This is a genomic window from Clostridium sp. OM02-18AC (assembly GCF_003481825.1).
Lineage (GTDB): Bacteria > Bacillota > Clostridia > Lachnospirales > Lachnospiraceae > Brotaphodocola.
The window spans coordinates 117,014-132,128 of sequence record NZ_QULW01000004.1; the positions used below are offsets into that span (position 1 = coordinate 117,014).

The 15,115-nt window shown below is 49.9% G+C and carries 10 protein-coding genes; 2 read left to right on the plus strand and 8 right to left on the minus strand.

The genetic code is table 11. The features are described from left to right. The first annotated feature begins 22 nt into the window (after nucleotides 1-22). Nucleotides 23-2,434 (plus strand): pyruvate formate lyase family protein, encoded by a 2,412-nt coding sequence (locus tag DXB18_RS04400; protein ID WP_182430471.1) that lies wholly within the window; start codon nucleotides 23-25, stop codon nucleotides 2,432-2,434. 248 nt (nucleotides 2,435-2,682) lie between these two features. Further along, nucleotides 2,683-4,260: a helix-turn-helix domain-containing protein gene (locus DXB18_RS04405; RefSeq protein WP_118706225.1), complete on the plus strand. Its 1,578-nt coding sequence runs from the start codon at nucleotides 2,683-2,685 to the stop codon at nucleotides 4,258-4,260. A 136-nt stretch (nucleotides 4,261-4,396) separates the two neighbouring features. Here the strand turns inward: DXB18_RS04405 and DXB18_RS04410 are convergent, their stop codons facing one another. The 8 genes from DXB18_RS04410 to DXB18_RS04445 all read right to left on the minus strand — a co-directional run bounded on the left by DXB18_RS04410 (nucleotide 4,397) and on the right by DXB18_RS04445 (nucleotide 15,079). Continuing rightward, nucleotides 4,397-4,825, minus strand: coding sequence for a hypothetical protein (locus tag DXB18_RS04410; RefSeq protein WP_118706227.1), 429 nt, complete (start codon nucleotides 4,823-4,825; stop codon nucleotides 4,397-4,399). Nucleotides 4,826-5,043: 218 nt separating this feature from the next. Continuing rightward, nucleotides 5,044-5,877 carry a TPM domain-containing protein gene (locus DXB18_RS04415; RefSeq protein ID WP_118706229.1) on the minus strand — a complete coding sequence of 278 codons (834 nt, stop codon included), beginning with the start codon at nucleotides 5,875-5,877 and terminating at the stop codon, nucleotides 5,044-5,046. 16 nt (nucleotides 5,878-5,893) lie between these two features. Next, nucleotides 5,894-6,985: a hypothetical protein gene (locus DXB18_RS04420; protein ID WP_118706231.1), complete on the minus strand. Its 1,092-nt coding sequence runs from the start codon at nucleotides 6,983-6,985 to the stop codon at nucleotides 5,894-5,896. Nucleotides 6,986-6,998: 13 nt separating this feature from the next. Then, nucleotides 6,999-8,510 carry an SPFH domain-containing protein gene (locus DXB18_RS04425; protein ID WP_118706233.1) on the minus strand — a complete coding sequence of 504 codons (1,512 nt, stop codon included), beginning with the start codon at nucleotides 8,508-8,510 and terminating at the stop codon, nucleotides 6,999-7,001. Between the two features lie 612 nt (nucleotides 8,511-9,122). Continuing rightward, nucleotides 9,123-11,123 carry a molecular chaperone HtpG gene (gene htpG, locus DXB18_RS04430; RefSeq protein WP_118706235.1) on the minus strand — a complete coding sequence of 667 codons (2,001 nt, stop codon included), beginning with the start codon at nucleotides 11,121-11,123 and terminating at the stop codon, nucleotides 9,123-9,125. A 361-nt stretch (nucleotides 11,124-11,484) separates the two neighbouring features. Further along, nucleotides 11,485-12,498: a sugar ABC transporter permease YjfF gene (locus DXB18_RS04435; RefSeq protein ID WP_118541860.1), complete on the minus strand. Its 1,014-nt coding sequence runs from the start codon at nucleotides 12,496-12,498 to the stop codon at nucleotides 11,485-11,487. Next, a complete protein-coding gene (locus tag DXB18_RS04440; RefSeq protein WP_118541858.1) occupies nucleotides 12,498-13,559 on the minus strand; it encodes an ABC transporter permease in 1,062 nt (353 codons plus the stop codon). The genes DXB18_RS04435 and DXB18_RS04440 overlap by 1 nt, the downstream gene beginning before the upstream one ends. 2 nt (nucleotides 13,560-13,561) lie before the next feature. Beyond that, nucleotides 13,562-15,079 (minus strand): sugar ABC transporter ATP-binding protein, encoded by a 1,518-nt coding sequence (locus DXB18_RS04445; protein WP_118541856.1) that lies wholly within the window; start codon nucleotides 15,077-15,079, stop codon nucleotides 13,562-13,564. Between the last annotated feature and the right edge of the window lie 36 nt (nucleotides 15,080-15,115).

Below are 15,115 nucleotides of genomic sequence, written 5' to 3' on the forward strand. Positions count from 1 at the left end.
ATGATCAAGGAGGTTTATGAATATGACAGACCGCGTAAAACGCATGAAAGAAAGTCTCCGCATCAGCAAATATCCGCTGTGTGTAGAACTGTTCCGCCTTGCAAATGAATCACTGGAGAAAACCGGAGGCGAGCCGATGCTGCTGCGCCGTTCCAAGCTCCATGCCAATATCTTAGACAATATCACCATCTTCATTGAGCCGGAGGATCTGCTGTGCGGTTCCGGCGCATCCAAACCGTTTGGCCTGGAAATGCAGTACGAGTATGGTGTCTGGACCAAGGATGAGGTCGAGAGCTTAAAGAGCGAGATCTACACCATCACCCCGGAAGATGAGGAAGAACTTTACCGCTTAAACGAGCAGTTCGCCGGCAACACCGCAAACTCCAACCTGGTAGAAACCATGGGCAAATCTTTAGGACAGAACGATCGTCTGTGGCCGTTTATGAAATCCGGCACCATCCTTCCGCCATGGAAAGATAAGACCGGCGGTTCCGGCGGCGGCTTCGCAATGTCCGGATATGGCCTTGGACCTGGCTTCTCCCTGGTTGCCGTGGATTACGCAAAAATTTTAAACAAAGGCGCAAAGAGCATTATCGAAGAAGCAAAGGAATGCTTAAAGAATCTGCGCTATGAAAGCCCGGACATCATCGAAAAACGTGATTTCTGGGAAGGCGTCATCATCGTATTCGAGGCATGGGTCCGCTTCGCAAACCGCTATGCAGACCTGGCTGAAAAAATGGCTGCCGAAGAAAAAGATGAAAAACGTGCTGCTGAGTTAAAAGAAATGGCCCGCATCTGCCGCAAGGTTCCTTACGAGCCGGCTGATACCTTCCGCGAGGCACTGCAGAGCTTCTGGTTCACATTCTTAATGTGCTGCCCTAGCCCGACCACCAGTGCAGGCCGTTTTGACCAGTACATGTATCCGTTCTACAAAAAAGATATCGAAGCCGGCATCATCACCGATGATGAGGTTTTAGAGCTGTTAGAGATCATGCGCTGCAAGTGCATGAAGATCAACCGTGTATCCGGCAAGGCAAACCGCGCCAAGAATGCAGGTATGGCAAAATGGTACAACTGGACCATCGGCGGCGTGAAGGCAGATGGCAGCGATGCGACCAACGAACTCTCTTACCTGCTTCTGGAAGCAGCGCAGGATACCCACCTGCCACACCATACCGTAACCGTCCGTGTTCATAAGAACACCCCGATGAAGCTGATGATCAAAGCACTGGAATGTGTCCGCAGCGGTATCGGCATGCCGGCCTTTGTCGGCGATGAAAGCTATATTAACTTCTTCGCAAAACAGAGCCCGACCAACTGCCTCCCGATCGAGGATGCCCGTGACTGGTGTTGCACCGGTTGTGTAGATGGCAACGTTCAGGCACAGACCCGTACCCAGGTAGCCTGCTTCTTCATCATCCCGCAGGCAATGGATATCGCCCTTCACAATGGCTACTGCCGCTACACCAAAGAAATGGTCGGCAAGGAAGTCGGCGATGTCACAAAGATGGAAACCTTTGACGAGATCAAAGAAGCTGTCTTCGATGAAATCCGCCACCTCATGCGCATGGCAAACGAGCGCATCAACGTAGAGATGATCGCAGAGCGTGATCTGTTCCCGGATGTATTCCGCTCCAGCCTGATGAAAGACGGCGTAAAAGTCGGAAAAGATATGTTCAACCGCCGCTTCCAATTTGAGAACGGTGCCGTACTTGGCGCTGTTGGCGCAGTCAATGCCGGAAATGGTCTGTATGCGATCAAGAAACTCATCTTTGATGAGAAGAAATATACCATGGCACAGTTAATGGAAGCCCTGGATGCTGACTGGGAAGGCTACGACGAGATGCGTGCTGATTTTGCTTCCCAGCCAAAATACGGCAACAACATTCCGGAAGTCGATGCATTTGTAGCTGACATGTACAAGCTACATGCTGACACCTGCTTAAGTCTTCCGTGTGTATACGGCGACACCTTAAAGCCGAACGCAATCTCAATTTCCGCTCACCAGCCAGGCGGCGCAGTAACCGGCGCAACCCCGGACGGCAGAAAGGGCGGCGAGATCTTAGCCGACGCATCCCTGTCTCCGGCTCACGGAACCGACACCCACGGTCCGATCGCAGTCTTCCAGAGTGCGATGAAGGTAGACCAGGATCCATACCAGGGAACTTTGATGAACATGAAATTCCACCCTTCCGCATTAAAGAGCGAATCCGATCTGGAAAAACTTGGAAGCATGATCCAGACTTATTTAACCCACGGTGGAAAACACGTTCAGTTCAACGTAGTAAATAAGGAAGAAATGGTTGACGCAAAAGAACATCCGGAAGATCATCCGGAGCTGATCGTGCGCGTAGCCGGCTACAGCGCATACTTCACCAGACTGACCCCTGGCATTCAGGACGAAGTCATCAACCGTATGGACCACGATCTGTAAAGTACTTTTGTCTGATCTGACCATGTTTGATCCGACCATAACCGCAAAAAAGTAGTAACTGTAAAATAGTCAAACACTGCAAAAATCAAGATATCTTCAGCTCACCCTGCAGATATCTTGATTTTTTAATTTCTTTTTTATAAAATGGAATTGCTTTTGAGAACGAAAAAGGCAAAGAAAACAATCAATCTCAGCTGCACCCAGACAAAGGTGCACTGCAACAAACAAAAGAAAGGACTACCTGCTTTATGGACATCATGTACATCCTACAGACTCTGGAAAAAACCATCCTGGAACAGCATACCGGCACCTGCACGGACCGGGAATTTCAGGGCATCATTCTTTTAAAAGACCAGTCAAAACTTCTGGAGGAGTATCTTTATGTCGGCCGGTATTCCGATGGCATGCGGCTCTTAAAAAAGTGCCCGGCAGACCGCCCCATCACGATGTTTCTTTCCGCGGAAGACATCAACCAGACCCGGCTCTCCGACTGTAAAAACCACAATGTCGTTGTCTCCGCGCTGGATCTGTTTGAACTGTACAACCGCATCAATATCATCCTGTGCAACTACAGGCACTGGAGCAGCACCCTGCGCGAAGCACTGTGCGACGGTCTTACCCTGCCGCAGCTTTTAAACACGGCCTCTGAAATGATCCAGTCGCAGATTTATCTTCTAAACTCCGGTTTTAAGCTGATCGTCGGAAACTCCGGTCATTATTTCGATGATCCCATCGGACTGGAACTGGCAGAAAAGGGAAGCCTCTCATTTGAGCATGCCAGCCAGATCCAGGAGGCCTTTTCTGCCTGTCCGAAAGAAGACTGCTGCAGTTTTTCCGTAAAAGAAGGAGGGCTGTTCTTTGCCTGCCGCATCCACACAGACGACCGGCACGCTGTAACCGCCCTTCTTGCTGTAAATCCGCAAATGGAACAGATCGATTACCGGCATCTCTTACTGGATTTCTGTGATATCGTCGCACATACCTTAAGGGAAAGTCTGGAACTGCTCTTGAACCAGGATACCGTCTGCGCAGAATTTTTCAAGGATCTGACCGAAGGATTTCTGACCGATGACACCGAGATCCGGAAACGGCTTTCCATGCTGGCCTACCCGGTAAAGGCTTTCTGCGCCTTTGTCCTGGTCCGCCCGGAAACACCGCCGGAGCACAGCAGCCAGCTCAGCTATTTTATGCAGCGGCTGCAGACCATTTTCCCGGAAACCAATATGGCCATCTGCGGAAGCGACATTGTGATCCTCTTTTCCCAGGAAGAGCGCCCACAGGGAAAATTAGACTTCAATTACGACCGTCTGTCTGCGCTCATGGAACAATTTCATGCCCATGCCGGGGTCAGCAATGCTTCCAGACAACGGGTGCGGCTGTTCACCTTATACTCCATCGCATCCGCTACCATACGTCTTGGATGCAAGCTGCACCGTTTTTCCGACGAAGAACATGTCTTTTCCTATGAAGATTACAGCATGTATTACATCATTGACCTGTGCGCCACCAAATACATCGAAACCCATCACCATAACGATCTGATCTACCTGATCCACCCTTCGATCATCAAGATCTGCCGCTATGATGCCGAACACCGCTCCAATCTGCGCGATGTCCTGTATTATTATCTGCTCTGCGGGTGTAGCCTGAATAAAACAGCTGCTGCCATGTATATGCACCGCAATACTGTACTGAACAAGTTAAACAAGATCAATGAGATCACGGAAATTCCGCTGGAAGACGGCTATACCCGCCATCGGATGATCATGTCCTGCCTGATCATGCGGTATTATGAGGATTATCTGGGGCTGACCATCCGGCTGTAGAAAATCAAACGTGCTACTGCTCGAGTGTTGCACAATCAATAACAAAAAGTCTCTTATGCCGGTGTATCATTTTCACCGGAACATAAGAGACTTTTGTTCAAAAGACTTCTTGTTATAAAAACGATTTGTTATAAAATTACGCGATATTCTGACTGCCGTCTGCACAGATTTCCTTCGCACTGCGTGCATCGTGGGAAAGTCCGTCCGCGTATTTGCGAATGATCTCAGCTGCATAGCGGATCAGCTCCGGATTTTCATTCTCCTCGATCGGAAGATTACCGTTCGCCTGCTCCAGCAGTTTCTGAAGTGCATTGGCAACCCACAGTAATTTCGGAAGACATACCGGATGCTCTGCCTCATGGCACACCTGCATGCTGCTCTCCTGCGTTTCTTTATTGCCGATCATCACGGTATGATATTCCCCATCTTCGCTTACCCAGATTTCATCTGTGCTTTGGGTCTGTAAAAGACTGCCCAGGCAGATTTCCTGTTCGTCCTGGCCTGTCAGAAATTTTTCTTCGGATTCCAAAATCAGTTCTGCTAATTTCTTTATGCCTTTGTACATCTGTCTTCTTACCTCTTGTCTAACCTAAGATTGTATACTGCGTCCACAACGCATGTTTATTTTATATATTATAAGGAAATGACAAAATTTGGCAAGTAAGATTCCTGTTCTTTTTTCAGGACATATGACATATTGTATGGAAGTTGCTGTTCACAGGTAGGAATGTTCTGAACTGAAAATCCCGTTGCCAGGCACGCAAGCGTGAACAGCAGCGAAATTTAGAATTTTCCGCCACCTCCGCCATGAGTCCGACCGGAGGAAGAGGTATGTGTACTGCTTCCACCGCCGCCAGAGCTCTTCGGATTCGCCTTTGGTCTTTCCGTTCTGGTCACATGACGGTATAGGAAGAAATCTCCGCTCTTCGTCACCTTCATGCTGCCCGGACGAACATAATTTTTTGCTTCCTCCTGCATTCTGACACTCTTTAGTTCACTCTTATTGACTCCAACCAACAAAAGTGCGCCGCCAAGCCCCACAGCAAAGGAAATGCCAAGCCAGATCGCGGACAGCGGCTTTCTCGGCATATGGTCCGTATCGTAGACCTCTCCGTTATTCGCCGCATCTATAAAATCATCGCACAATTCTATGTACTTTTCAAAAGCCTCCAGATATTCCCCGTCCGCAAGCTGTGATGTGATTTCTTCCCCGATATACTGGATACCAGCATCCGTAAAGGCAGTAATGCCATAACCAGATGTAGATAAATACCAGTCACGGTCCTCCAGGCTTACTAAAAGCAGGACTCCGTCACGGTTATCGCCGTAACCAAAATCACAAACATCATAAAGATAATCTGCATAAGCCTCTGGAGACTGTCCGTTCAGACTGTTTACCAACGTGGCCGTCACATCAAAATTCCGGTTGTGGCTGATCTCGTCGAGTTCTTCATTGAGCTGGTTTGCATCTTCCTCATCCATCAGGCCATCCGGATTCTGGAAACGACTGTATTCTTCAGAAAACCCTTCCGTATCTGCAAATGCCGGGACACAGGCAAAAAGGGAAAGGAGACCTGCCGCAAACATAACGGCTGCATATGTTTTTCTCTTTTTCATCTTCCGTTTCCTCCCGTTAAATTCCAAACATCCACAAGATCAGACGCAGGATATAGACTACCACTGTAATGATCACCGTAAGCTTCATGGTCATCTTTCGTGCCGCGTTCTTATCGACCGGAAGATCACCCACAAATTTTCCGGTCTGGCCGTTCATGGCAAACAGATAATGCTTTCCTTCCCACGTGGTATTTAAGATCCATACCGGAAGCAAGGCGTACTGGGCACTGCCGTCATGCAGCTGCACGCTGCTGTTTTCAGCCACAAGCGTACTGTAACCGATCACGGTCTCCTCAAATGCCCGCTCTACCGACTTTTTCACACGCTCATTCGCCCGCGGCGCACTTTTTTCAGAATCCACATCATAACGGTCGGCCAGGTATCCGGCCAGATATGCAGTCTGGAACGGAACGGCCTCTTTTAAGTCATACGGCTCAATGGATTCCATCAGATCATCCGGGATCTTGGAATCGCCATCGACCGGCACTTTTTCAAATCCAATGGTGCCGCCCCTGTTAATAAGGAAATAACTGGTCTCTGTGTAATCGTATTTGCTGTCACTCCAGAAACGGGTTCTGGTTCCGCGGTAACGGATATCCGCATCTGCCTCAGTGTTGAACAGCCAGAACGGAACATAGATCCCACGGATCTCATCGATATGATTCTGGTCCTTAAAGATCTTCGGCAGAAGCTTCTTTCCCTCCAGATGCTTCATGAGCCCGGCCTTGGCCGCCTTCTTATCCAGTTTAAACGGAATCAGAACATCCGGGCGCAGGTCACCGGAAAGCTTTCCCGACAACACGATCGGATTTCCGCAGAACGGACAGGTCGATGCCGCCGTGTTTTCGTCTGCTACGATCTCACCGCCGCAGGATTCGCAGTGGTAAGTGTTCAGTCCCTGCTCCTCGCCTTCCTGCCAGGTACTGCCCTCTGCCTTTTCCCACTGCATATCATCGGTCTTTTCTTCTTTCAGGGTCGTGTCGTACTGCTGCAATGCTTCAATTTCAAATTCCGTGTCACAGTACGGACATTTCAGCTTTTGCGCCTTGCTGTCAAAGCGGATTCCACCGCCACAGCAGGGACACTTGTATTCCTGTAGTTCTCCCATGTAGGTTCCTTTCTTATCTCACGATATCCCCATCATCAAACACATCTCCACACTCTGGGCAGAATTTCGGCGGATGTGCCGGGTCTTCCGGTTCCCAGCCGCACTTATCGCACTTGTAAAGCAATGCGCCTGCTGGCTTCTTTGCACCGCAGTTGCTGCAGAATTTTCCTTTATTCAATGTTCCACAGGAGCAGGTCCATCCGTCTGCATCTGCAGGCTTCGGAGAACCACACTCCGGACAGAACTTGCCCGTTGCCACAGTGCCGCACTTTGCGCAGGTCCAGCTTCCGGCAGGCTGCATCTTCGGCTCTGGCTTCTTCGTGCCGCACTCCGGGCAGAATTTACCGCTTACGGTTGCTCCGCAGGTACAAGTCCATGTATCTGATGCGCCCGCCGGTGCAGACTGTCTGGCTGCAGGCTGCTGTCCTGGAGCGAACTGCTGTCCGTTCTGTCCAGCGCCAAACGCTTGTCCCTGCATCGGCTGTCCACCTCCAAACTGCTGATACTGTCCCTGCTGCCCCATCGCAAACAGATTCTGCGCACTTGTGCCGCCTGCACCATTCATCGCCATACCCATGCCCATAAATCCGGTCATGGCACCGCCGCTGTTGGCTGCTGCCGCCTTCATGGCATCGATCTGACCGCCGACCAGACGGGCTGCCGCCGTGTTCGGGTTGGTCGTCATGGCATTCTCCTCCCACTCGGTCAGCTTCTTTCTCTGCTCATCCGGAATGCTCAGGGAATTGATATTGACGGAATAAACTTCAATGCCACGTTTCTGCCGCCAGCTGCTGGAAAGGACCTCATTTAACGCATCCGAAATTTCCATGGTGTGCGCCGGAATCTCGTAATACTGGATCCTCTGCGCAGAAAGCTTTGCCAGCGCCGGCTGCAGGGCATTCATCATCTCGCTCTTTAAGCGGGCCGCGATCTCGTCGCTGTCGTAAGTATCTGTCACATTTCCGCACACATTCGTGTAAAACAGGATCGGATCGCAGATCCTATAGGTAAACAGACCATTGCAGCGAATGTCCACTGACAGTTTATAGCCCATCTCCTCACTCACGATCACGCGGAACGGAATCGGGGTTGCCGTTCCAAACAGAATTTCTCCAAGTTCCTTGGTGTTGATGTAGTACACCCGCTGGTCCTTTGCTGTATCGCCGCCGTATGTAAAACGCCTGCCGATCAGCTTAAACGTTTCCTTGATGCTGTCTCCCAGGTTTCCGGTGAAAATACTCGGCTCGGTAGAGCTGTCATACGTGAATTCGCCCGGCTCTGCACAAACCTCTACTACCTTTCCCTGCTCCACGATCAACATGCACTGACCGTCTGCCACCGCAATGCCGCTGCCGTTGGAAATGACATTATCGTTTCCCTTTGTATTAGAAGAACGGGAAGATGTGCGTTTCTGCCCCCGTTTCACCAGAATATCTTTCTCCAGGGCGTCGCAGTAGAAAAATTCCTTCCACTGGTCTGCCATGCTTCCCCTAAATGCCTCCGATGCTGCTCTGATCAGTCCCATACGCGTATCTCCTTCCGCAATCTGTTTTCTTCATTCTACCATAACTTCTCCCATATAAACAATATCGCACAGTAAATATCAATAAGTCCGAAAGCCCCCGCCCCGCCATGCGTAACCGCATTCACGCGAATTTTCGCCCGTTTTGCTCCGCCGCCTATTGACCGTTCCTCCGCTAACTCGCTCACTGCGTTCGCTCAGACAGAGCTCCGAAACGGTCACTATGCTCACAAAACGGGCAAAATTCGCTAAAAGAATGCGCTTACGCATGGCGGGGCTGGGGCTTCCTACTATACTGGCTCCATTACATATAAAAAACCTGCAACCATTACTGAAACGGCGAAAATAGGATAACTATCGGCCAAATCAGTAATGGTTGCAGGTTTTTTCGTACGCAGCGGTGTCAATAAAGTAGGGCGTGTATGAGTCTGACTTCTGGAATTTTCAACATATCAGTTGTTTCGCCTCTTGAGGACACATGTCCGAATGCAGCGGATGTAATCCGATGCAGGCGAACATGTGTCAGCGAAAGCAAGCGAACAACGATATGGGAAAATGGAGGAAGTCAGACTCGTACACGCCCGGACCTTCTAATCGACTTACTGTGCTAAATTGTTACTTCTCAGCGAGCATCATCATAATCTCATTGGTGCGTGCCACGAATCCGGTCATGCGCTCCGGGCTTAAGCTGCCGTGTGCCAGCAGAGCCAAGTCGTAGAGCTGCTCACAGATCTTGTTGGTGTTCTCGCCGTCTCCGTGATTCAGGACATACTGTACCAGCTTGTTGTTTGCGTTTAAGACGAGGGTCTCGCCTGAGCCGCCAAACATAGACGGATCCATACCGTACATGTTGTACATCTTCATCATATCCTGCATACGGCGGGTTTCCTCGGATACAGTCAGCATGGAGGAGATGTTCTCATCTTTCAGCTTTTCCACCTTGATCTCCAGCTTGTCGTTGCCGAGTGCTTTCTTGAAGGTCTCGGTCAGGGTTTCGGAAGTTTTCTTGAATTCTTCGTCATCTTCCTTAACTTCTTCCTTGAAGGTGCTGTTTAAGTCTGCATCGATACGCAGGAACTTTAAGCCCTCGTTCTTCTGCTCTAAGTGACCAATGAACGGGCTGTCGATGCTGTGCGGCAGGATGACAGCGTCCAGGCCTTCCTTCTTGAACATGTTGATGTACTGGCTCTGCTCCTTCTCGTCGGTTACATAGAAGACGGTGTTCTCATGCTTCTCTTTGTTCGCCTCCAGGCAATCCTTTAAGGTTAAGTACTTGCCGTCCAGGTTCTTAAAGAGGATGTAGTCGTTCATCTTCTCTGCGAATTTCTCATCCTTGATGCAGCCGAATTTGATGAACGGAGCGATGTCATCCCAGTATTTCTCGTAGTTTTCACGGTCGGTCTTGCACATACCACTTAACTTATCGGCTACCTTCTTGGTGATGTAGTCGGAAATCTTCTTTACAAATCCATCGTTCTGCAGGGCACTTCTGGAAACGTTCAGTGGCAGATCCGGGCAGTCGATGGCGCCCTTTAACAGCATTAAGAATTCCGGAATGACTTCCTTGATGTTATCGGCAATGAATACCTGGTTGTTGTACAGCTTAATAGTTCCCTCGATGGAATCGTACTCGGTGTTGATCTTCGGGAAGTACAGGATACCCTTTAAGTTGAACGGATAATCCATATTTAAGTGGATCCAGAACAGCGGCTCCTTGTAGTCGTGGAAAACCTTGCGGTAGAAGTCGCGGTACTCCTCGTCGGTGCACTCGTTCGGATGCTTGCTCCAAAGCGGGGTGGTGTCGTTTAATGCAACCGGGCGTTTGAGAATTTTGTATTTCTCTTTTGCAGGCTCGGTCTCAACGGTCTCTTTCTCGCCGTTCTCGTTTTCTTTTTCTTCAGTCTTGGCTGGCTCTACAATGGTCTCGATGATGGTGTCCTTGTCCGTCAGCTCGTCCTTCTCGATGGTCTCATACTGCGGCTCTGCCTTCTCGTTGTTTAAGAAGATCGGCACTGGCATGAAGGAGCAGTATTTCTCCAGGACCTCTCTTGCGCGGTACTCGTTGGAAAACTCATAGCTGTCTTCATTTAAGTACAGGGTAATGGTGGTTCCCTGCTCTGCTTTCTCGCCGTCCTTCATCTCAAAGGTAAAACCGCCCTCGGACTCCCAGTGAACCGGCTTGCTGCCCTCTTTGTAGGAAAGGGTATCAATGGTCACCTTGTCCGCTACCATGAATGCGGAATAGAAGCCTAAGCCGAAATGACCGATGATCTGGTCCTCATTGGCTTTGTCTTTGTATTTCTCCAGGAAATCCTGTGCGCCGGAAAATGCGATCTGGTTGATGTACTCTTCTACCTCAGCCTCAGTCATACCAAGACCGTTATCGGTGATGGCAATGGTCTTGTCGTCCGGGTTTACGGTAACCTGTACCTTGTACTCCATATTCTCCGGCTTGGTGTACTCGCCCATCAGTTCCAGTTTCTTTAACTTGGTGATGGCATCGCAGCCGTTGGAAACCAGCTCGCGATAGAAAATGTCGTGGTCGGAATACAGCCACTTTTTAATGATCGGGAATATATTTTCACTGTTAATCGATAAATTACCTGTTCTGCTCATAGCTAACACTCCTTTTCCATTCTAAAGCAGGGCATCTTTGGTTCCATGCTCCGAAAGTTCCCGGCACATGGGATGATAATTCGTTCCTGTCCACGCATGCGTGCCCGGCAACGAAAAGTCGGAATTCCATTCCTGTTTTCGCCCTTGTCATAACGGTATTTTAATACCTTAGAATCGAAAAGTCAATAAAAAATCAGCACTCATTTGTGTTGAGTGCTAATAATTTATACTTTTTTTATTTTTCTCCAAACTCAATTCAACGTGAAAAGTAGGTAGATTTCCCGATATACGAGGAAAGCCAAGCGGCCGGTTTCTGATTTCTCACCAGAAACCGGCCGCCATCATATCATTCACCTATCGTTTAATCTTTCTTTTTAATCATAGCAAGTACGGACTGCAGCACGATGAAGAAGCACAGGAGTGCTGCGATCGTGATACGGGTCCACCAGGAGGATAAGGTTCCCTGGAAGGTAATGAATGCCTCGATCGTTGCCTTGATCAGAACACCGAACAGGGTTCCGATCACGTTGCCGACACCACCGGTTAAGAGGGTGCCGCCGATAACGGAAGATGCGATCGCATCCATCTCAAAGCCTTTTGCCTGCTCCACGAAGCCGCCCAGGGTATTTAAGCAGAACAGGATACCGCCGACTCCGCAGAGGAATCCGTCCAGCACATACGCTTTTAATTTCACGCGGCGTACATTTAAGCCCATCATCAGGGCGGACTGCTCATTGCCGCCGACTGCGTAGATGCTGCGGCCAAATTTGGTATAACGCAGCATGATAAACGCAAGGATCAGAATGATCAGCGCGATCACAACGGTCGGGTAAATGTACGGATAGATCATGACGCCCTTCCGGTTTACGTAGCCGCCAAACGGAAGGTAGATCTTGGCTTTTGCCCATGCCATGAAAGTTTCATTGGTAATACTGATCATGTCCTTGGAGATGATCGCGGTCATACCTCTGGCAAAGAACATTCCGGCCAGGGTCACAATGAATGGCTGGATATCCATATAAGCTACTAAAAATCCCTGCACCAGTCCAAATACGATACCGGTTACCAGCACGATGATGACGGCCGGGACTGCACCGATCTGTGCACGCTCCATCATCCAGGCCAGCATCATGCAGGCCATCGCTACAAACGAGCCGACGCTGATATCAATGCCACCGGTGATCATGACGGTGGTCATGCCGACACCAATGACGATCAGTCCGGCATTGGAGATAAACAGGTTTAAGAAGTTCTGGGTCTTTGCAAAGCCCTGCTCTTTAAAAACAATACATCCGATGGCATACATAACAAAGAACAATACGATCGTGATCAGCAAAAGGAAGCTGGTCTGGTTCAGCTTTTTTTTCTGTTTCATTATGCAGCCTCCTTTCCTGCGTTCATCTGCGCGTCTTTTTTCTGTGCGAGGGACTTACGCCATTTCGCAAAGCCCGGGGACTGAAGGGCCACGATGATGACTACCACGATTGCCTTGTAGACCGGAACCTGGTCCGATGAAACGTGCATGGCGTAAAGGGTGGTCGTCAGCGCCTGGATCGTATAAGCACCAATGATCGAGCCTGCCAGTGAGAATTTACCACCGCCTAAGGAGTTCCCGCCGATCGCTACGGCCAGGATCGCATCCAGCTCCATGTTCAGACCGATGTTGTTTGCATCTGCAGAGTAGATACGGCTGGAAGCGATCAGACCGGCCAGACCGGAGCAGATTCCACAGAATGCATATGTAAGGAAGACGATCATCGTTGATTTGATGCCGACCAGCCTGGAAGCCTTTGCATTGATGCCGACAGACTGGATATACAGGCCGAGCGCCGTCTTCTTTAAAATCAGCGATGTCACGATCACCATAAGCATCGCCACAATGAACGGGGTCGGTACCGGAACATGCGGAAGGAAGCTTCCTAATACCTTGTAACTTTCCACACGCACGTAGGTGATCTGACCGTCGGTGATCAGCTGTGCGATTCCGCGGCCTGCTGTGAACATGATCAGGGTTGCCACCATCGGCTGGATCTTTAATTTTGCAACCAGGACACCGTTAAAGCATCCGATCAATGCGCCGATCACAAGGGCTGCGAGGAAACCAAGGATCAGCGGGCATGCATATTCGGTTGCCGCGCGCTCACCGCCAGTCAGAAGGTTACAGCATACCGCTGCACTCACTGCCATGATCGCACCTACAGAAATATCGGTACCTGCGGAAGCCGATACCACCAGGGTCATGCCGATCGCCAGGATCACAAGCTCGGATGCGCGGTTGATGATATCAATGATATAGCCGTAAAGAACGCCGTCACGGACTGAGATTGCAAAGAAGTCCGGCGTTGTCATGACGTTGACGAAAAGAACGAGCGCCAGGCAGAAGATCGGCAAAAACAATCTCTGCGATGTCAGTTTTTTGATATTGAATTCTTTCATAGTTACTGCCCCCCTGCGATCGTTGTCATAATGGAAGCCTGGTTCATCTCCGCGCCGCTCAGTTCTCCGACCTTCGCGCCGTCACGCAGGACGATCATGCGGTCGCAGGTACGCAGCATTTCTTCTACCTCGGAAGAGATGAATACAACTGCCATTCCTTTTTCTGCCAGTTCCACGACCAGCTTCTGGATCTCGGTCTTGGTTCCGACATCGATGCCTCGTGTAGGCTCGTCCAGAACCAGGAAATCCGGGTTGGTCAGCAGCCATCTGCCGATGATTACCTTCTGCTGGTTTCCACCGGACAAGGATTTGATCGGTGTTTCCCGGCTGGCTGTCTTGATCTGAAGCATGTCGATGTATTTGTCGGTGTATTCCTCCTGCTGCTTTCTGCTTAACAGATGGAAGATTCCCTGCTTTGCCTGAAGTGCGATAATGAGATTTTCCCTTACCGACAGATCAGCGATGATGCCTTCGTTTTTCCGGTCTTCCGGCAGGTATGCCATTCCACGGTTCATGGAATCCAGCGGATGTCTGGAGATCAGTTTCTCTCCTTTTACTTCCAGTTCACCGGTGTCCGGTTTTTCTGCGCCATAGATCACGCGGACGGTCTCGGAACGTCCGGAACCAAGCAGTCCGGTCAGACCAATGACTTCGCCTTTGCGGATGACCAGATCGAACGGCTTGATGTAGCCTTTCTTTCCGACACCTGCCGCTTTGATGACAATGTCAGCGCCATCGAAGTTTCGTTCTTCTTCTCCGCTGTGCTTGATCGCAGCCAGATCGTCGAAGTCTTTGCCCATCATCTTTGCTACCAGCTGGAAACGCGGCAGCTCTGCAGTCGTAAACTGTCCGACCAGCTGTCCGTTTCGAAGTACCGTGATCTTATCGCAGACCGCATAGACCTGCTCCAGGAAATGCGTGACAAAAATGATTCCTACGCCTTCGCTCTTTAATTTCCGCATCAGAACGAACAGCTTTTCTACCTCATTGTCATCCAGGGAAGAGGTCGGCTCATCCAGGATCAGGACCTTCGCAGACATATCCACGGCCCGCGCGATCGCGATCATCTGCTGGATTGCGATGGAATAATGGTCGATCGTCTGTGTGACATCGGCATTGATATCCAGACTTTTCAACAGCTCTCCTGCTCTCTTATTCATGGTCTTCCAGTCGATCAGACCGCCCTTTCTCGGCTCTCTGCCGATAAAAAGATTCTCTGCGACGGAAAGGTTCGGACAGAGGTTTACCTCCTGATATACCGTGCTGATTCCTCTCTGCTGTGCCTCCTGAGGGCTCCGGTTTACTACAGGCTGATCGAATCCGTCGATCATGATCTGTCCTGTCTCAAATTCCTCCACGCCTGTCAATACCTTGATCAGGGTAGATTTTCCCGCACCATTTTCCCCCATGAGTGCGTGGATCTCACCCTTTTTCAGTGTAAAATCCACATTCTGCAGAGCTTTTACGCCCGGGAATGTTTTATAAATCCCTCTCATTTCAAGAACTGATCCTTGTTCCATAAAAGCTTTGCCTCCTATCATTTCATCTTGCCTGCT